Source organism: Mycolicibacterium novocastrense (genome assembly GCF_001499835.1).
Taxonomy (GTDB): Bacteria; Actinomycetota; Actinomycetes; order Mycobacteriales; family Mycobacteriaceae; genus Mycobacterium; species Mycobacterium novocastrense.
Map to the genome: position 1 here is coordinate 22,244 of NZ_LQIH01000015.1, position 17,528 is coordinate 39,771.

Annotated in this window: 16 protein-coding genes; 8 read left to right on the plus strand and 8 right to left on the minus strand. The window is 66.9% G+C overall.

Going from position 1 to position 17,528, the window contains the following annotated elements:
* The first annotated feature begins 3 nt into the window (after positions 1 to 3).
* Genes AU072_RS13340 through AU072_RS13365 form a run of 6 tightly spaced genes read left to right on the plus strand, consistent with a single transcriptional unit; the run spans position 4 to position 6,147 of the window.
* A complete protein-coding gene (locus AU072_RS13340; RefSeq protein ID WP_064414212.1) occupies positions 4 to 1,059 on the plus strand; it encodes an MCE family protein in 1,056 nt (351 codons plus the stop codon).
* On the plus strand, positions 1,056 to 2,153 hold the full coding sequence (locus AU072_RS13345; RefSeq protein WP_064414213.1) for an MCE family protein: 1,098 nt from the start codon (positions 1,056 to 1,058) through the stop codon (positions 2,151 to 2,153). Before AU072_RS13340 ends, AU072_RS13345 begins: the two co-directional genes overlap by 4 nt.
* A gap of 23 nt (positions 2,154 to 2,176) precedes the next feature.
* Positions 2,177 to 3,457, plus strand: a complete 1,281-nt coding sequence (locus tag AU072_RS13350) for an MCE family protein (RefSeq protein WP_235630306.1) — start codon at positions 2,177 to 2,179, stop codon at positions 3,455 to 3,457.
* Positions 3,454 to 4,704: an MlaD family protein gene (locus tag AU072_RS13355; RefSeq protein ID WP_064414215.1), complete on the plus strand. Its 1,251-nt coding sequence runs from the start codon at positions 3,454 to 3,456 to the stop codon at positions 4,702 to 4,704. The genes AU072_RS13350 and AU072_RS13355 overlap by 4 nt, the downstream gene beginning before the upstream one ends.
* Before the next feature lie 58 nt (positions 4,705 to 4,762).
* Entirely contained in the window at positions 4,763 to 5,413 is a 651-nt protein-coding gene (locus tag AU072_RS13360) for an Rv1363c family protein (protein WP_082680868.1), read from the plus strand.
* Positions 5,410 to 6,147 (plus strand): hypothetical protein, encoded by a 738-nt coding sequence (locus AU072_RS13365; RefSeq protein ID WP_064414216.1) that lies wholly within the window; start codon positions 5,410 to 5,412, stop codon positions 6,145 to 6,147. Before AU072_RS13360 ends, AU072_RS13365 begins: the two co-directional genes overlap by 4 nt.
* Here AU072_RS13365 and AU072_RS13370 read toward each other — a convergent pair.
* Positions 6,137 to 6,571 (minus strand): DUF2599 domain-containing protein, encoded by a 435-nt coding sequence (locus tag AU072_RS13370; protein WP_120271034.1) that lies wholly within the window; start codon positions 6,569 to 6,571, stop codon positions 6,137 to 6,139. The genes AU072_RS13365 and AU072_RS13370 overlap by 11 nt on opposite strands.
* Positions 6,572 to 6,585: 14 nt before the next feature.
* The gene (locus AU072_RS13375; protein WP_064414217.1) at positions 6,586 to 8,061 is read right to left on the minus strand and encodes an aldehyde dehydrogenase family protein; all 1,476 of its coding nucleotides are present in this window, start codon (positions 8,059 to 8,061) and stop codon (positions 6,586 to 6,588) included.
* Positions 8,062 to 8,143: 82 nt separating this feature from the next.
* On the opposite strand from AU072_RS13375, the gene AU072_RS13380 reads away from it, so the two are divergent.
* On the plus strand, positions 8,144 to 8,938 hold the full coding sequence (locus AU072_RS13380; protein ID WP_064414218.1) for a FadR/GntR family transcriptional regulator: 795 nt from the start codon (positions 8,144 to 8,146) through the stop codon (positions 8,936 to 8,938).
* A 4-nt stretch (positions 8,939 to 8,942) separates the two neighbouring features.
* Here AU072_RS13380 and AU072_RS13385 read toward each other — a convergent pair whose 3' ends face one another.
* The 6 genes from AU072_RS13385 to AU072_RS13410 form a co-directional block, all read right to left on the minus strand.
* Positions 8,943 to 10,151 (minus strand): CaiB/BaiF CoA transferase family protein, encoded by a 1,209-nt coding sequence (locus AU072_RS13385; RefSeq protein ID WP_064414260.1) that lies wholly within the window; start codon positions 10,149 to 10,151, stop codon positions 8,943 to 8,945.
* A gap of 46 nt (positions 10,152 to 10,197) precedes the next feature.
* The gene (locus AU072_RS13390; protein WP_064414219.1) at positions 10,198 to 11,331 is read right to left on the minus strand and encodes a DUF7064 domain-containing protein; all 1,134 of its coding nucleotides are present in this window, start codon (positions 11,329 to 11,331) and stop codon (positions 10,198 to 10,200) included.
* Positions 11,332 to 11,422: 91 nt separating this feature from the next.
* Positions 11,423 to 12,277, minus strand: a complete 855-nt coding sequence (locus AU072_RS13395) for an acyl-CoA thioesterase (RefSeq protein ID WP_064414220.1) — start codon at positions 12,275 to 12,277, stop codon at positions 11,423 to 11,425.
* Positions 12,278 to 12,306: 29 nt separating this feature from the next.
* Positions 12,307 to 13,881 carry an AMP-binding protein gene (locus AU072_RS13400; RefSeq protein ID WP_064414261.1) on the minus strand — a complete coding sequence of 525 codons (1,575 nt, stop codon included), beginning with the start codon at positions 13,879 to 13,881 and terminating at the stop codon, positions 12,307 to 12,309.
* An 80-nt stretch (positions 13,882 to 13,961) separates the two neighbouring features.
* Positions 13,962 to 15,392: a FadR/GntR family transcriptional regulator gene (locus tag AU072_RS13405; RefSeq protein ID WP_064414221.1), complete on the minus strand. Its 1,431-nt coding sequence runs from the start codon at positions 15,390 to 15,392 to the stop codon at positions 13,962 to 13,964.
* Between the two features lie 4 nt (positions 15,393 to 15,396).
* Positions 15,397 to 16,230: an enoyl-CoA hydratase/isomerase family protein gene (locus AU072_RS13410; protein WP_064414222.1), complete on the minus strand. Its 834-nt coding sequence runs from the start codon at positions 16,228 to 16,230 to the stop codon at positions 15,397 to 15,399.
* 53 nt (positions 16,231 to 16,283) lie between these two features.
* Between AU072_RS13410 and AU072_RS13415 the strand changes: the two genes are divergently transcribed.
* Positions 16,284 to 17,528 carry a cytochrome P450 family protein gene (locus AU072_RS13415; protein ID WP_064414223.1) on the plus strand — a complete coding sequence of 415 codons (1,245 nt, stop codon included), beginning with the start codon at positions 16,284 to 16,286 and terminating at the stop codon, positions 17,526 to 17,528.

The window sequence follows — 17,528 nt, forward strand, 5'->3', positions numbered from 1 at the left end:
ACCATGACGGAGCTCCAGGAGAAGCCGACCGGAAAACGGTTGTGGCTTCGGTCCGTCCGGTCCTACAGCAAGCTGCAGCTCGGCCTGATCTCGGTTCTGGTCATCGCGCTGGCCCTGGGCGGGGCGCTCGGCCTCGGCAGGCTCGGGTTGGGCAAGGACGTCTACACCGCCGAATTCGCCCAGGCGGCGGGTTTGAGTGTGGGCGACCAGGTGACCGTGGCCGGTGTGCGCGTCGGTCGCGTGACGAGCATGCGGCTCTCGCGTGACCATGTGTCCGTCGGCCTCGAGATCGACGACGACATACCGATTGGCTCGGCCACCCGCGCCTCGATCAAGCTCACCACGCTCCTCGGTGCCCGATACGTCGACGTGCAGCCGGCGGGTTCGAAGCCACTGTCGGACAGGCGCATTCCGATGGCCAACACCGAGGTTCCCTACGACCTCCAATCCGCCCTGCAGGACGCCACCACGACCTTCGAGGCCGTCGACGCCGAGAAGATCGCGCAGTCGATGACGACGCTGTCGACGCAGTTGGAGGGTGCGCCCGAGGTGCTTCCGCAGGCGCTGCACAACATCGAGCACCTCTCATCGGTGATCGCGTCGCGCCGTGACCAGATCTACGACCTGCTGCGCAGCACCGAGCAGGTGGCCGAGTTGCTCGGCAACCAGCAGCGCAGCCTGGGTCTGCTGATGACCCAGGGCCGCGAGGTGCTCGGCGATCTGGCGGCGCGCAAGGAACTCGTGGTCCGGTTGATCGATGCCACCACAAAGTTGGTGAACCAGCTGCGGCCGGTGCTGATCGGTGACCGGCAGCGCATCGACGAACTGTTGCACAACCTCGAGGGCATGCTCGGCGCGGTGGGGCGCAACGAGGCGCTGCTGCGCAGCACCCTGCAGCTGATGCCTGTCACCGTCCGCAACTTCGCCAACGCCACCGGCAACGGCAACGAGTTCGACTTCACCTCGACCGGCGGCACCATGATCGACACATTCGTGTGCGCGATCAGCGGGCGCGCCAAGCAGTTCAACCTGCCGCCCTACTTCGGGGACTGCAAATGACCTCCCGGGCACTGGTGAAACTGATCGCGATTGTGGCGATGGTGTGCGGCGCCTGCGGGTGTTCGAGCAATCCGTTCGGCGAGCGGGACATGACGGTCATCGGCCTGTTCGACAGTGCGAGTGGGCTTTACGAGGGCAACGCGGTGTCGATTCTCGGTATGCCGGTCGGCACCGTCGAGAAGATCGAGGCGAAAGGCGCCTACGTCGAGGTGACGATGCGCATCGAGCCCGGCGTCAAGATCCCGGCCGACGCGCAGGCGGTGACCGTCTCCACCTCCATCCTCACCGACAGGCACGTCGAGTTCACGCCCGTTTACGAGGAGGGCCCGACACTCACCGACGGACAGACCCTCGGGCTGGATCGCACCCGTACGCCGGTCGAATTCGACCGTGTGCTGGCGATGATCGACAAGCTCGCGGTGCAGCTGCAGGGCGACGGTCACGGCTCCGGACCGGTCGCCGACCTGCTGTCGGTGAGCGCCGCGATGACCGAGGGCAACGGCACCAAGATCCGGTCGGCGCTGGGGGAGCTGTCGACGGCGCTGAAAATGAGCAAGGAGCGCGGGGCGCCGACCGGTGACGCGATCACCAAGATCGTCACCAACCTCGAGCGCCTGACGACGGCGGCCGCCGAGAACGACCAGACCATCCGCGACTTCGGCTCCTCGATGCGCCAACTCAGCGATGTGCTGGCGGCTCAACAGCTCGGCAGTGGATCGACCGGCGCGCAGATCAACCAGATCCTCACCGAGACAGCCGATCTGATCGAGGACAACCGGGACGCCCTGAAAACGACGACCGCTGGAATGGAGACGACGACCAAGGCCATCGCCGAGTACCGGCGCGAACTCGCGGAGTCGCTGGATGTGGCGCCGATGCTGCTCGACAACGTCTACAACATGATCGACCACGAGAAAGACGCCATCCGGGCCCACCCCGTGCTCGACAAGGTCGAACTCAACGGTCAGTTCACCAAGGAGGTGTGCAACCTGCTGGGCATGAAGCAGTTGGGCTGCACCACGGGCACCATTCAGGACTTCGGTCCCGATTTCGGAGTCACCAGCATGCTCGAGGGATTGGCCGGTCTTCCCTGATGACACAGCCCATGACAAAGCCCATGACACAGCCCATGACGCGTCTCTCGCCGACACCGGCGCACAGGTCGTTGCGCGCGCTGGGCGCACTCACCGCGTCAGTTGTCCTGGCGGGTGTACTCGGTGGTTGTTCCATGGGCCTGGACCGGGTTCCGCTGCCGGCGCCGTCCGTCGGTCAGGACTCGTACGAGATCAGCGCGACGTTCGCCAATGCGCTGAACCTGCCCGCCAAGGCCAAGGTCCGGTTGTCCGGTGCCGACGTCGGTGAGGTCGAGTCGATGACCGCCCGCGATTACACGGCGGTGGTCACGATGCGGATCTCTTCCGACGTCCAGATCCCCTCCGGCACAAAGGCCGAGCTACGTTCGGCCACCCCGCTCGGCGACATCTTCGTCGCGCTGACCCCGCCTCCGGGGGCGTCCGCGGCGACCGAACCGTTACAGCCGGGCGCCGTGCTGCCGTTGGATTCCACCGCATCGGCCGCCTCGGTAGAGGACGTGCTGAGCACCGCGGCACTGCTGGTCAACGGCGGCGCGATTCGCAACCTGACCCGGGTGATCAACGGCATGGGCCGCGCCGTCGGCGGCAAGGGTGAGGATCTGAACAAGTTCGTCGACGAATCCACCCGGCTGATCCAGAGCCTCTCGGCGCGTTCGGATTCCATCAAGCGGGCCCTCGCCCAGACCGACGATCTCTCGGCCACGATGGCGGCCCGGCAGGAATCCATCGACGCGGCCATCGAGGCGGCCGGGCCCGCGCTGGGCGCCGTCGCGGAGAACACCGACCGAATCGTCGATCTGATCGCCCAGGTCAATCGGATCACGTTGCAGCTGGCGAAGTTTCCGTCGGTGCGCGGGGAGGAGTCCCGCAGCATGATGGCCGACCTCAACCGGCTCTCCGAGGGGCTCAACGACGCGGCGACGGCTCCCGGCGCGTCCCTGGCCAACTTCAACCTGATGTTCGGACCGATCCTCAAGACGACCAACTCGACTGCATCCAACGTGGAGATCGACCTCGCCGACCTCGCCGTCGGGGCGTTCGCCGACCCCTATCACCCCGCGGACCCGGGAAGCCGCGGGCCTGGCCGCGAGGACTTCCGCAACATGGTCGGCAGCATCTCCTACGAGCTGTTGATGATTCGCAACAAGTTTTGGGGTAAACCCACAGCGCCGCCGGGAGTGGTGCCGCCGCCGAACCTGATCGGACCCAACCCGGGCAACCTCACTCCCGCCCCACCGCCGCCGGGTCTGCCACCGCCACCGCCGACGGCCCCGCCGGGGGCGTCACTGGAGGGCCCGCGATGAGACTGGTGCTGAACGCGTTGCGATGGGCCAAGCTGCGCCGCTTGGGCCTGTCGGCGCTCGCACTGGCGATGATGTTCGTCGTCGGCGTGACCTACCTGATATTCGGGACACTGCGGCTCGACCCGGTGAGCACCGAATCCCTGGTCCGCGTTCACCTCGACCAGACCGGCGGTCTGCTGCCGGGACAGGACGTGACGCTGCGGGGCGTTCCGGTGGGCCGGGTGCGCTCGATCGAGCTGTCCGACACCGGCGCCGTTGCGGTGGCGGCGCTTCATCCGGGCACGAGGATCCCCACCGACACCGAGGTCAGGGTCTCCGCGCTGTCCCCGGCCGGTGAGCAGTATCTCGATTTCCGCGCGGACCGCAACGACGGGCCGTATCTGGCCGACGGCGCCGAAATCGCCAGCGACCGAACGCGGACACCGGTGACGTTGGCCAAACTGCTCGGCGACCTCGACGGCACCCTGGAACAGATCGACACCGCACGGTTGTCGGCGGTCCTCGACGAGCTGCGGGTCGGGCCGGAGGGGGCCGACAAGCTCGCCGCCATTCTCGACGGTGGCGCATTCCTGGTGTCGACGCTGGATTCGGTTCTGCCGCAAACGGTCAGCCTGATTCGCAACAGCAAGGTGGTGCTGTCGACGGTGCGCGACGTCGGCCCCGGCATGGCAGCGACATCGGCGGACCTGTCGACGATCCTGGGCGGCGTCGAACGCATGGACGGCGGATACCGGACCCTGCTGGACCGTGCGCCCGAGGCGTTCGCGGGCATCGATGCCGTCATCGCCGACAACTCACCGACGATGGTGCAACTGCTCGGGAATCTGACCACCGTGTCGCAGCTGGTGTATCAGCGGGTGCCGGCCCTGGAGGAGTTCTTCTTCCCGCAGTACCGGACCGGTTCGGCGCTCGAAGCCATCGGTAGCACCTTCCGCGACGGCGGGGTCTGGGGAGCGGTGAGCCTGTACTCGCGGTACGGGTGTGATTACAACCTTCCGAAGGCACCGCCGACGCTGACCGACTTCCCGGAGCCCTTCCTGTACACCTACTGCCCGAACCCCGACCCCAAATACCTTGTGCGCGGCGCCCGTAACGCACCGCGACCGCCCGGTGACGACACCGCGGGCCCACCGCCGGGTGCGCATCCGTTGCAACGCGCCGATCCGGTTCCCACCGGTCCGCTCACGATCCCGACGCCATTCGGCGGCCCCGACCTTCCGCTTCCACCACCACCGAGTGGTCCCTGATGCGCGCCAACGCGGGATCACCCGGACCGACGTTCAACTAGGCTGAAAGGAGCAGACGATGACTATCCGGGAACAGGTGCTGACACTGGACGCCAACGACGACACCGACGCCGAAGACACGGCCGAGACGGCCGCCCAGGAGAGCACCGCCGCCGAACCCGAGTCGGAGTCCGGTGCGAAAGCCGATGAGCCCGAGACGGATTCCCCCCGGCGCCGGTGGCTGCGTCGGCCCAGCCGCAAGACCGTCGCGCTGGGACTGGGGGCCCTGCTCGTGGTCGGGTCGCTGGCCGTCAGCGTGGTGCTGGCGATCGACCTGAAGCGGGAGCGGGAGGTGACCGACGCCGGTCAGCAGGCCCTCGCCGCGGCACAGCAGTATGCGGTCGTCCTGACCAGTGTCGACGCCGCCAAACTCGACGAGAACTTCACGGCGGTTCTGGACGGCGCGACCGGTGAGTTCAAGCAGATGTACAGCGAGTCCAGCAGTCAGCTCAAACAAGCGCTCATCGACAACAAGGCCAGCGCCGACGGCAAAGTCATCGCGGCCGGTATCAAGTCGGCGACCAAGGACAAGGTCGAGGTGATGCTCTTTCTGGACCAGTCGGTCACCAACGCACTGAATCCCGAACCGCGCCTTGACCGCAACCGCATCATCATCACGATGGAAAAGGTCGACGGCCGCTGGCTGGCCAGTGATGTCGTGCTGCCGTGAGCCGGCTTCTCGCGCGGTGGTCGGGTGCGCTGCTCGGCGTCGCGCTCGTGGGAGTGTTCGTCGGGACGTCACCGGCGGCCGACGCTGACACCACATCCAACGGCGTCACCTACACCGTCGTACCCGATGTCCGCGCGGGAACCAGCCCGCAGGGTCCCGGCGAGTGGACGGTGAACTACGAAAAGCTCGCGGGCGGCGACCCCGCGGTCACCGATGCGATCAACCGGATCCTCGACGACGAGGCCGATGGTCAGGTGTGGCTCTTCGCCGCCAGCGCCAGTAAGAGCTCGCCCTGGGTGTTCAACACCCAGGGCAGGCTGCTGTTTCGGCCGATGACCATTTCGCAACTGTGGCAAGGCCAGTACAACGCCTTCGAACTGCCGAACATGCCTGTCGACACCGTGGCGACCCGAGTATTCGACTCGCGCAGCGGAATCCAGATCGTGTGGAAGAACCTGTTCGTCGACGAGCAGGCCGGGCTGAACCGGTTGGGCGAACTGACCGAAAAGATCCTGCCCGCCACCTACCCGGAGCCGCCGCTGGGCGGATGGGGGGAGTACTACGCGGGGTGGGCGCCGGTGGAGCGCAACTTCCGATTCTGGATTCCGACCGATGCGGGCATCCAGATGTACTTCCCCGAAGGCCAATTCGGCAGGGAGGTGCGATCGATCACGATCCCGTGGGCCGGGGTACAGGATCTGATCGCTCCGGTGTTCGCACCGATCACCAGTTGAGGACGTCGTCCGGTCCGCCGGGATTGCACCCGGAGTTCTGCATGATGATGCTCGAGACGACCGGCCGCCACGGTTCGAGGTTCCAGGTGCCGACCTTGCCCGGATTGGTGAACGTCGACAGCTGCCAGTAGCACAGGAACTGGTTCTGCATCGACAGCGTGTTGGCGTCGGGGGCATGCTCGAGCAACTCCGCCCACGCGTCGTAGCTCTGCGCGCCGTTGCTGAACGGGCCCGACCCCGCCCATCCCCAGGGGGTGGGATAAATGCGCAGAGTCGCCCGGTCGCCGTGATACTCCCAGACGGTGTGGTCGATGTAGTCGGGGGAACCCGGCGGCCGCGTGGGCGGCGCCGCATGCGCCACCACCGCGCCGGGACACAGCACGGCGGCGCCCGCAGCCACGGCGAGCAGTCGACCAATCCTCACGGCTTCACCTCACATCAGCCGACCGGCCATTGAAGTGCCTTGTGCTGCAGGTATTCCGCCAGCCCGTACTCGCCGAACTCCCGACCGATGCCGCTGTGCTTGTACCCGCCGAACGGTGCGCTCGGGTTCAGCCCGCCACCACCACCATTGATGATGACCGTGCCCGCGCGCAATCGGCGTCCCACCGCCACCGCCCGCAGCGGGTCGGCCGACCAGACGCCGCCCGCCAGACCGTAACGGCTGTCGTTGGCCAGCCGTACCGCCTCGTCGTCGTCGCTGAACGGGATGACCACGCCGACCGGGCCGAAGAACTCGTCCTGGGCGATGCGCATCTTGTTGTCGACCCCGACGAACAGCGTCGGCTCCACGAAGTAGCCGCGTTCCAACTGCGCGGGACGCTTCCCGCCGAAGGCGATCTGCGCCCCCTCGTCGACTCCGGTGGAGATCAGCGACTCGACCCGCTGGCGTTGCACCTCGCGGATCAGCGGCCCCATCATCGTCGCCGGATCCGACGGGTCACCCACGCTGATGAACCCGAGCACACCGGTGATCCGGGCGACCAGCTCGTCGTGCAGCGACTGGTGCACCAGGATGCGGGTCAGCAGCGCACAGCCCTGGCCGGCGTGCGTCACGATGCCCGCGAGCACACTCTCCATCACCTTGTCCAGATCGGCGTCGTCAAGGATGATGTTCGCCGACTTGCCGCCGAGTTCGAGAACGACCTTCTTCAGTGAATCCGCCGCCTGCGTATAGACCCTGCGGCCCACCGCATCCGAGCCGGTGAAGCTGACCAGGTCCACCGCGGGATGGGTGGTCAGCGCCTCACCTTCGGCGATGTCGCCGGTGACCACGTTGAGCACGCCCGGTGGCAGACCGGCGGCCTCGGCCACCTCACCGAGCACCAGCGCCTCCAGTGGCGTGTACGGCGACGGTTTGAGCACGGCGGTGCACCCGGCGGCCAGCGCGGGTCCGATCTTGGCCAGGTTCAGCAGGAACGGGAAGTTGAACGGGGTGATGAGCGCTGCCACGCCGTAGGGTTCGCGCAGCATCATGCCCTGGCCGATGCCGTGGCCCGTCACGGGGCGCACCGGCGGCTCGAAGTCGAACTGCGGCAGCACCCGCTCGGTCAGGTCGCGAAAGTGGTCGATCGGGGTGCCGACCTGGAGCATCTCGGAGAGCATGCGGGTCGAACCGGCCTCGGCGATGTTCAACTCGATGAGTTCGTCTCGGCGGCGGGTGAGTTCGTCGGCCATGGCGGCCAGGACGCGGCCACGCTCGGCAGGGCGCATCGTCGGCCACGGTCCTTCGTCGAACGCGGTGCGGGCGGCGGTGACAGCGGCATCGATGTCGGCGACGGTCGCCTGCGGTACCTCGGCGATGGGTTCTTCGGTCGCCGGATTCACCACCGTGACGGTGTCGTTGCCGGTGCCCGACGTCCAAGCGCCGTCGATGAACAAGCCCTTGTGCGTGGAAACGGTCGTCGCTGTCACTGAAGTCCTCCTACGTGGGCGTCATTGAGTAAGCTGAATTAGCTATTTCGTTGTTGTCATCGGCGGGCAGGGCAGGAGGGCGATGGAACTGAACGGCCGCGGTGACCGCTCGTCCAAGCTCGTCCGTGCCCCCAAGACCGCCGAGCTGATCGCCGACCATCTGCGCAGCAGCATCGTGCGTGGTGTGCTCAAGAAGGGCGACGCACTGCCGACCGAGGTGGAACTGGTCCGGCAGTTCGGGGTGTCGCGACCCACGTTGCGCGAGGCTTTCCGGATCCTGGAGAGCGAGTCGCTGATCGTGGTGCGCCGCGGTTCGCGCGGCGGGGTGCTGGTGTCCTCGCCGGAAACCGCGGTGGCCGCCCGGGATTTCGGCCTGCTGCTGCAGATGTCGAAAACCACGCTGGCCGACGTGTACGAGGTGCGTAAGGTCTTCGAACCGGCCGCCGTCGAGATGCTGGCCAAACGGGCCAAACCCGACGACATCGCCGAATTGCGGTCCGCCTGTACGGCTTTGGCGGACCTGATCGCCGAGGGCGCCGAGGATGCCGACCTCGGCGAGTGGTCGGCCGTCGTCTTCCGGTTCCATGACGTGATCCTCGAGCGTTCCGGAAACAACACCATGGCCTTGGTCGGTGCGGTGTTGCGCGATGTCGTCACCAAGCACATGCAACGGGCGGTCACCACGGCCGCCGGTCCCGGAGTGGTCGAGAAGCAGTTCAAGCAGACGCTGCGTACCTTTGAGAAGTTCATCGCCCTGGTCGAAGACGGAGACGCGCCGGGAGCAAGGGAACTGTGGACGGCCCACATGAATCGTGCGGGCCGCCAGATGCTGTGGGGCGACCTCGCCAATGAAACGGTCCTCGACCTGTACTCCTGACACGTCAGCCCAGCACTCCCTGGTCGCGCAGGCCGGCGATCGTGTCCCAGTCCATGCCGCAGTCCAGCAGGATCTCCTCGGTGTGCTGGCCGAGTTCGGGTGCCGGACCCACCGGAGTGGTTGGCACGCCATCGAACTGGTAGGGCGGGGCCACCAGACGGAACGGTTTGCCGTCGGTGCCGACGACCTCGGGGAGATAACCGTTCTCGGCGACCTGGGGGCTCGCGCAGACCTCCTCGAACGTCGCGGCGGCCGACCACACGCCGGAGAATCCGGCCAGCGCGCTGCGCCATTCCTCGAGCGTGCGGCTTGCGAATGTGGCGTCCAATTCCGCGACGCACTCGGCACTGTTGGCGAAGCGCGAAAAGGCGTCGCGGAACCGCTCATCGTCGATCAGGTCGTCGCGCCCGATCAGTGTGCACAGTTCAGGCCAGAACCGGTCGGCCTGCAGGCACACCAGGTTCAGCCATCGGTCATCGGAGGTGCGGTAGTAGTTGACGATCGGATTCGGTGCCGCCTTGCGTTCGATGCGCGGCAGTTCCCCGGAACCTGTCGCCGCTGCGGCGATGTCGGGGCCCATCGTCCACATGCCGGTGTTCAGCAGCGAGACGTCGATCAGCGCGCCCTCGCCCGATCGTTCTCGTCGGAACAATGCCATCGCCACCGCACCGGCGATGGCGCTCGAGCCCTGCAGGTCGAAGAACGCGGCCGGTTGCGCGGCGGGGTCGGTTGCCCCCGGGGCGGTCAGCTTGTTCTGCACTCCCGCCGCCGACCATGCTGCGGCGGAATCGAACCCGCCCGTTGAGGCGTTGGGACCTGCGCTGCCCCAGCCGGATCCCCTCACGTAGATCAGCCGAGGATTGTCCGCGCGCAGATCGTCGGGATCGATCCCGAGTTTGGCCCGGACCTTCGGCAGGTAGCTGGTGAGGAAGACATCCGCGGTCTTGACGAGTTGGCGCAGCGCGTCAAGGCCGGCCGGGGTGGTCAAGTCGAGGGTGATGCTGCGCTTACCCCGATTGGGCACGTGCAGAAAGGGGTTGGGCGCACTATCGTCGGCGTTGAGCGCATTGCGCAGCGCGCGCTGGGGATCACCGGTCGGGGGCTCCACCTTGATCACGTCGGCGCCGAGGTCGGCCATGATGGCGCCGGCCCCCGGCACGAAGGTCCATGCCGCCACCTCGACGACGCGAACACCCTCGAACGGTCCAGCCATGCTCATCCTCCTGCTGCTCGCGAAGGTTCGAATTCCGATGGGAGGGTCACCGCACCGCCTGCAGCGCGTCACGCATCCGAGCGAAGTGCTTGGGCGCCCAGATGTCCTGGTCTTCGCCCCAGCCGATGCGCCCGTCCATGTCGAACCGCATCAATGCCGTACTGCCGCCGCCGTATTCGCTGATGTGGCTGACTGTGAAGCCCTCCGTGGCCATTTGCCTGCCCAGCACGTCGGTCAACCGCAGTTCCATGTGCGAACTCCACCCGGTGACCGGGTCGCGGTAGTTCTTCATGACGCTGGCCGATTTGTCGAGTGAGGCGAATTCGCCGTCGCGCAGCAGCCACCCGTGGTTGAGCGGTGACCAGCCGTCAGCGCCGCCCTCGGCAACCCTGACGAAGGCCAGGAAGCCGGCCTCAGGCCCGGTGTGGGCGAACACGTACTGAATGCGCCCGCGTCCGCGCTCGCGTTCGATCTGACGCCACAGCGGCCCGCCCGGGTGCAGGATCCGCCCGCTGTCGTCTGACCGTTTGCCGCTGCCCGGTTTCCGAGGCGCGCCCCGCGGTGCCCAGGACCGGTCGCGCACCGAGTAGCAGTCGATCGGGATGTGCTCGCCGTCCAACGTCAGCGCGCCGGTCACGTGTCCGACCTGGTCGAAGTGGGTGTGGTTCATGAACGGTGGCTCACCGGGGGTGAACCGGCGCGGGTCGTGCAGGCCCTCGAAATGCAGGCGGATGGCGAAGTCGGCTGCCGCATCGGCGAACTCGACCTCGTATTCGCGCAGGGGACGCAGCATTCGCACCGAGAAGCCGCCGCCGGGGATGGCGATGTCGCGCAGGTCGGGGTTCGGTTCGGTCACCGGCACCTCGGTTTGCATCCGGAAGTAGCGCAGGTCGTCCGGATGGGCACCGCGGGGGTCCCACAGGTACACGCGCCAGGTGACGGTGCGCCGGGTGGTGTGGAAGGTGGCGTGCAGCCAGCAGCCGATCTTGCGTTCCGGAATGTTGAACGACCACCAGGTGGTCTCGGCCCAGTAGGGGTCGCCCTCCGGGGCCGGGTGGAAGTTGTCGTCGGCGGGGAGCATCGGCGTATCGGCGGTGATCACCGAGGTCCGATCCGCCTGGTGTTTCGTGTCGGTGCGATCCGTCCGCGTCGCTGCGTCCGGACTGCTGGCCCGTGGCATGGCGTCATCCTAACGTAAAGGATACTAATTTAGGCGATACTCTCGAGATCGGCGTCCGTAAATCTGCGACGGGCGTGATCCACACGAATCCTCATGTGGCCGAACGTGTCTCGGCTCGCGGTCGAGGGATGTCGAAAAGCGACTCCTGGGCCAGCGTGGCCACGATCGTGCCCTGCGTGTTGTAGAGGTGGCCGGAGTACATTCCGCGCCCGCCCGCGGTCGCGATGGGATCGAGATCGATCAGCAACCAGTCGTTGGGGTCCGCGCCGCGGTGCAACCACACCGCGTGATCGACGCTCGGCAGCAGGCCGACCTGCTCGATCTGCGGCGCCCGGGACAATCCGGTGCAGAGGTCGGACAGGAACACCACACCGCAGGCCCGCATGTTGGGGTCATCGGCCAACGGTTCGCGGATCCGCAGCCACATTCGCGCAGGCCAGCGATACCACGGTCGGGTGTCGTCGGGGACGCGCGCTTCGACGTCGAAGGTGCGGGAGGCGTTGAGCTGGTGGGTGTCCAACTCGTCGGGCCGCTGCACCCGCGGTAGTTCGGCGGCCTGGAATTCGGGTGCGTCGGGTTTCGGACGGCTGAACGAGCAGGACATCGAGAAGATCACCCCGTCGCCCTGGACGGCGGTGACGCGGCGCCCCGAGTAGCGCCCGCCGTCGCGGTCGCGTTCGACCCGCAGCTCGATCGGGGCGCTGGCATCACCGGCGAGCAGGAAATAGCCGTGGATGGAGTGCGCGACGCGATCCTCGGGCACCGTGAGGCTCGCCGCGCGCAGGGCTTGGGCCGCCACCTGCCCGCCATAGATCGTGCGTCTGCCGGTGACGCTGACCGGGTCGGCTCGAAACCGGTCGTGGGGCAGCGCCTTGATGTGCAGCACCTCGGCGACGGTGGTGGGGGTGAGCTGCTCGCCGTCGAAAACCTCGCGCGTCAAGCTCATTGCGATCCCCGGCTCGCGGTCGGTCTCACTCAGACCAGCCTGCCGGCTTTGGCCCAATAGGCGTCCCTGATCGAACGTTTCATCAACTTTCCCGTCTCGGTGCGTGGCAGTCGGGTGGTGAACTCCACCGAGCGCGGACATTTGTAGCCCGCAAGCCGGGACCGGGTGAACGCGATGAGTTCCTCGGCCAGGGCGTCCGACGGCTCCGCGCCGTCGACGAGTTCGACCACCGCCTTGACCTGTTCGCCCCACTCCGGATCGGGTATCCCGATCACCGCCACGTCGGCGACGGCCGGATGGCTGGACAGCACACCCTCGACCTCGGCCGGGTAGATGTTCACGCCGCCGCTGATGATCATGTCCTTGGCGCGGTCGCAGATGAACAGATAGCCGTCTTCGTCGAGGTAACCGACATCGCCCAGCGTGAAGGCATTCCCGCGGTGCACGGACGCGGTGAGTTCGGCGTCGTTGCGGTATTCGAAGCTCTGCCCGCTGCGCGATTCGATGTAGACGTTCCCGATTTCGTTGGCGGGCAAGAGGTTTCCCTCGTCGTCGAGAATCTTGACGCTCATCCCGCGTACCGGCCTGCCGACCGTGCCGGGCTTCTCCAGCCAGCGGTGCGGTTTGGCGATGGTGGCCGCACCCTCGGTGCCGCCGTAGGTCTCCCAGATCACCGGGCCCCACCAGTCCATCATGTCCTTCTTGACCTGCAGGGGGCAGGGCGCGGCCGAGTGCACCACCGACCGCAGGCTCGAGACGTCGTACTTGTCGCGGACCTCGCGCGGCAGCTTGAGCATCCGCACGAACTGGGTGGGCACCATGTAGGCCGACGTGACCGGGTGCCGGTCGATGGCGGCCAGGGTCTGCTCGGCGTCGAACTTGCCGAGGATCACCAGCGCCTGACCGACGTTGAGAGCGCCGAGATAGAAGCTCTGGCAACCGGCGTGATGCATACCCGTCGACACCAGGTGCGCGCCGTCGAACGGGCGGAAGTCGAATGCGCGGCCGAACACCGCCATGGCGTTCGCGGCCTCCGACGGATCGCGGTCGTCGAGTGCGCGCATGATGCCCTTCGGCTTGCCCGTGGTTCCCGACGAATATCGGATGGAATCGCCCTGTCTGCGACGGGCGGGCGGGGTCGACGGTTCACCGGCCACCAACTCGGCGTCGGTGATGAATCCGGCGGGCAGGTCGTCTTCGGGCGCGGCGCCGACAACCACGCGCAGTGCGGCGCGGCCTGCCGCGGTGCGGCACCGGTCGAGGTAGTCGACGTGGGACACCAGCGCGGTGGCGCCGGAGTGTTCGAGGATCGAGGCGAACTCGTCGGCCGACAGTGTCGGGTTCAGCGTCAGGTAGCGCAGACCGATCTCGGTGGTCGCCAGTTGCCACACCACGGCGTCGACGTCGTTGGGCAGCGCGTAGGCAACCGCCTCACCGTGTTGGAGATCATGGGCGCGCAAGGCGTTGGCCACGCGGTGGGCCGCCGCGGCGAGTTCACCGAAGCTCATGGTGCGCCCGCTGGGCGACTCGGCGATCGCCGGTGCGTGGGGGTGATCTTCGGCGATCCACCACACCCCGAGCCGCCGGTCCCACGGATGCTTCACGAGCACTCCCCTCTTGAATTAGCTTAAACAGTATACTCAACGCCGGGCTCTGAACAGGCCCCGATTGGACCGCTGAGAAGTCACCGCCCCTGCGGTGTGGTGGCCGTGATGTGCGCGCGCATCCGCACCACGGCCAGCTCGCTGTCACCGGCCAGCAGCGCGTCGGCGATGCTGCGGTGCGCCGGATCGATGGCCTTGGATGCCCGCTCGAGCGCCTGGGGGTCGTCATCGACGTACTGGGCGAAGAAGTTCCAGCCGAGTCGCATGGTTACCCGGTGCACGAGTTCCAATGCCCGATTGCCCGAGAGTCGGGCGAGCACGGAATGGAAGTCCTCACGTTTGGCATACGCGGCGGTGACGCCCTGTTCGGACTCGGTGGCCAGCGCCTTCTCGATCATCGAGGCGTCGACGGTGCCGGAACGCACGGCGGAGGCTGCCCGCTCGGCCACCGCCAGTTCCAGCCCGGTGCGCAACTCCTGGATGTGTTGTGCGTTGACGCCGTGGCGGCGTAGGTAGATCGAGATGATCTCGGTCAGCGCCGAACTGTCGGGCTCCGCGACGAACAGGCCGCCACCGGGGCCACGCCGGGTGAGCGCGATCTGCTGGTACTCGAGGATCCGGATGGCCTCGCGCAGCACCGCCCGGCTGGCCTTGTACTTGGCCATCAGCGTGGCCTCCGAGCCGATGAACGTGCCGGGTGTCGCGCCGGTGTCAAGGACCCACGCGAAGATCTGCCTGGCCAGCGCCTCGCCGCGCTTGTCGCCGTCGGTGCCCGCCAGGGCGGTGGTGGGGTCGAGGACCTGCACCGTCGCCGGCTGACGGTGAATGAATTCCGCTTCCGCGCGGAGATGCCTACTCATCCGCTCGCGGGCCACGCCGGGGTTGTTGGTCAGGATCGCCCGCGCGATGCTCGCATGCGCGTGCTGTACCTCTCTGCTCATGCCGGTGGGCAGCGCGGCCTCGTCGGCGAAGTGGAAATCGATGACGCGGCTGAAGGTTTCGACGAACAGCTGCAACACCGGATTCCCGGTCAGCGCGGCCAGTTGTGTGTGCAGAACCCGGTAATCCGTGAAGTTGCCCGCCGATTCCTCGGCCAACGTTTCGCGCACGGTGCTGATATCGGCCTCACGGGCACGCTGCGAGGCCAGTTCGGCGACCAGTTCCTCCAGGATGATCCGGGTGTCGAAGAGTTCGTCGAGGGTGGCTTTGGCCCGCAACAGGTAGATCACGGTCGGACCGATCACCGCGTCGACGTCGGGTTCGTCGATGACCAGGCCGCCACCGGTACCGCGGCGCATGCGGGCCACGCGCTGATGCTCGACGAGGCGCACGGCCTCCCGCAGCACCGCCCGGCTCACCCCGTAGCGCTCGAGCAGCTCGGCCTCCGAACCGAGCACATGACCCACCGGCCAGCCCAGTTCGATGACGTCGGCGACGATCTGCTCGGCCGCGCGGCCCGCCAACTTGGCCCGCCGCGAGTCGATGCGCGGCGCGATTAGGTCTTGATCCACCGCATCACCGGTAAGTGGGTGGTCCGTTGCGCCGTGGCGTCGCCCGGCGTTCGGCCACTGGCGGGTTGCCGATATGGGTGTAGGCCATGCCGTTCTGCAGCGCGGTCGACCTGGTCATGTCTAGAGATTCCCATATTGCCCGGATGGTTCCCTGGATTGCCTTCGTATTCCGCTCGGCGATGGTCGCCGCGATCTGGTGGGCGCGCTCCCAGAGCTGTTCGCGGTCGACGACCTCGGTGACCAGCCCGAGCCGCAGCGCGGTCTGGGCGGAGATGCGTTCCTCGGTGCCCATCAGCGCCCAACGCAGCACGTCGCCGAGCGGAACACCGCGCTGAAGCATCCCGATCGGTTCGAGCGCCGAGACGATCGAGGCGTTGGCGTGAGGGTCGAAGAACGCGGCGTCCTCGGAGCAGATGATGATGTCGGCCTCGTTGAGCAGGTACTGCCCGCCGCCGGCCACCAGTCCGTGGACGGCGGTGATCACCGGCTTCCAGCACCGGTGCGCGATCTTCGGCGACACCCACACCCCGGGATCGAAGCTGTTCCACACGTTGGGCTTCAGGAACCAACCCCCGTCGCCCTTGACGTCGACACCGGTGCAGAAGGCGCGATCACCCGCCGCCCGTAACACGACGACGTGGATGTCGTCGGTGTCGCGCACGGTCTGCCAGACCCAGACCAGCTCGCGGGCCATCCGCTCGGAGATGGCGTTCATCGCGTCCGGCCGATTCAACGTCACCGTGGCCACATGGTCCGAACCGACCGCGAAATCGATGGTCCTGAGCGCACCATCGGAGGAGCCCGGGTCGATGTCCGAGTGGGGGCTAGCGTAAATCATAGTATTCAGTGTACTAATAAATTGGATTCGCAACTGACACACGGGGAAATGAGATGGGCAAAGCCAGTCCTGGCCCTGCCGGGTTGCCGTACACCGACCTCGGCACCCGGCAGATGCTCGACGATCCGTTCGCGCGGATGGCCGAACTGCGCGCGCAAGCACCCATCTCATGGGCCACGGCCCCGCTGCTGCTGCGGGGCAAGGGCGGCTACCTGGTGACCCGGCACGAAGACGTCGGCGTCGTGTTCGGCGACGATCGCTTCTCCAACGACATCATCAAATACACCTCGGCCCGCCGGTTCGCCTGGATGTTGCCGTCGTCGATCCGGATGCTGACCGAGACCATGGTCTTTCGCGACGATCCCGACCACAAGCGGCTGCGGACGTTGGTGCACAAGGCCTTCACGCCGAAATTCGTCACCACGCTGGCACCCGACATCAACAAGATCGCCGAACAACTCGCCGACGAGGTGGCCGCCCAGCGCGACGTCGACCTGGTCCAGGCCTTCGCCGTCAAGCTGCCGCTTGCGGTCATCGCCACCATGCTCGGCGTCGCCGACAAGGACCGCGACACGTTCCACGATCTGGTGGAGAAGCTGGGCGACGACGCGGGCCGTCGCGCCGGGCAGCTTTTCAGTGCGTATCACTCGATCAAGCTGTCCCGGCTGTTCGAAGAGATGATCTCCGATCGTCGGGCCAACCCCGACGACGGGTTGATCTCAGAACTGGTGCGGGCCAACGAAGGTGGCGACAAGCTCAGCCACAAGGAAGCCGTCGCCATGGTGTTCCTGTTGCTGCTGGCCGGCCACGACACCACGTCGAGCCTGATCGGCAGCAGTGTGCTGGCGCTGACCCAGCATCCCGAACAGCTGGACCTGTTGCGCAGCCGGCCCGAACTCCTCGAATCCACCGCCATCGAGGAGCTGTTGCGCTACACGGCACCGGTCGCCTACGGTGCGGCCCGGCTTGCCAAGGAGGACATGGAGATTCGCGGTGTGCACATTCCGCGAGGCTCACAGCTGCTGGGGGCGATCATCTCGGCCAACCGGGATGAGGCGGTGTTCGACAATCCGGATGTGCTGGACCTGACCCGCAAGCCCAACCGGCACTTCGGTTTCGCCTTCGGCATCCACTACTGCCTGGGGCACCAACTCGCGCGGCTGGAGGGCCGCGCGGCGTTGAGCACCCTGCTGCGACGTTTCCCCAACTGGGAACTCAAGGCGGCACCGGAACAGCTGCACTACCGGCCGACGGTGTCGCTACGCGGACTGACCAACCTACCGATACGGATGTACTGA

Coding starts and splice junctions, on each gene's coding strand:
- AU072_RS13340 (WP_064414212.1), top strand. CDS start 4: ATGACGGAGCTCCAGGAGAAGCCGACCGGAAAACGGTTGTGGCTTCGG.
- AU072_RS13345 (WP_064414213.1), top strand. CDS start 1,056: ATGACCTCCCGGGCACTGGTGAAACTGATCGCGATTGTGGCGATGGTG.
- AU072_RS13350 (WP_235630306.1), top strand. CDS start 2,177: ATGACACAGCCCATGACGCGTCTCTCGCCGACACCGGCGCACAGGTCG.
- AU072_RS13355 (WP_064414215.1), top strand. CDS start 3,454: ATGAGACTGGTGCTGAACGCGTTGCGATGGGCCAAGCTGCGCCGCTTG.
- AU072_RS13360 (WP_082680868.1), top strand. CDS start 4,763: ATGACTATCCGGGAACAGGTGCTGACACTGGACGCCAACGACGACACC.
- AU072_RS13380 (WP_064414218.1), top strand. CDS start 8,144: ATGGAACTGAACGGCCGCGGTGACCGCTCGTCCAAGCTCGTCCGTGCC.
- AU072_RS13385 (WP_064414260.1), bottom strand. CDS start 10,151: ATGGCTGGACCGTTCGAGGGTGTTCGCGTCGTCGAGGTGGCGGCATGG.
- AU072_RS13390 (WP_064414219.1), bottom strand. CDS start 11,331: ATGCCACGGGCCAGCAGTCCGGACGCAGCGACGCGGACGGATCGCACC.
- AU072_RS13395 (WP_064414220.1), bottom strand. CDS start 12,277: ATGAGCTTGACGCGCGAGGTTTTCGACGGCGAGCAGCTCACCCCCACC.
- AU072_RS13410 (WP_064414222.1), bottom strand. CDS start 16,230: ATGATTTACGCTAGCCCCCACTCGGACATCGACCCGGGCTCCTCCGAT.
- AU072_RS13415 (WP_064414223.1), top strand. CDS start 16,284: ATGGGCAAAGCCAGTCCTGGCCCTGCCGGGTTGCCGTACACCGACCTC.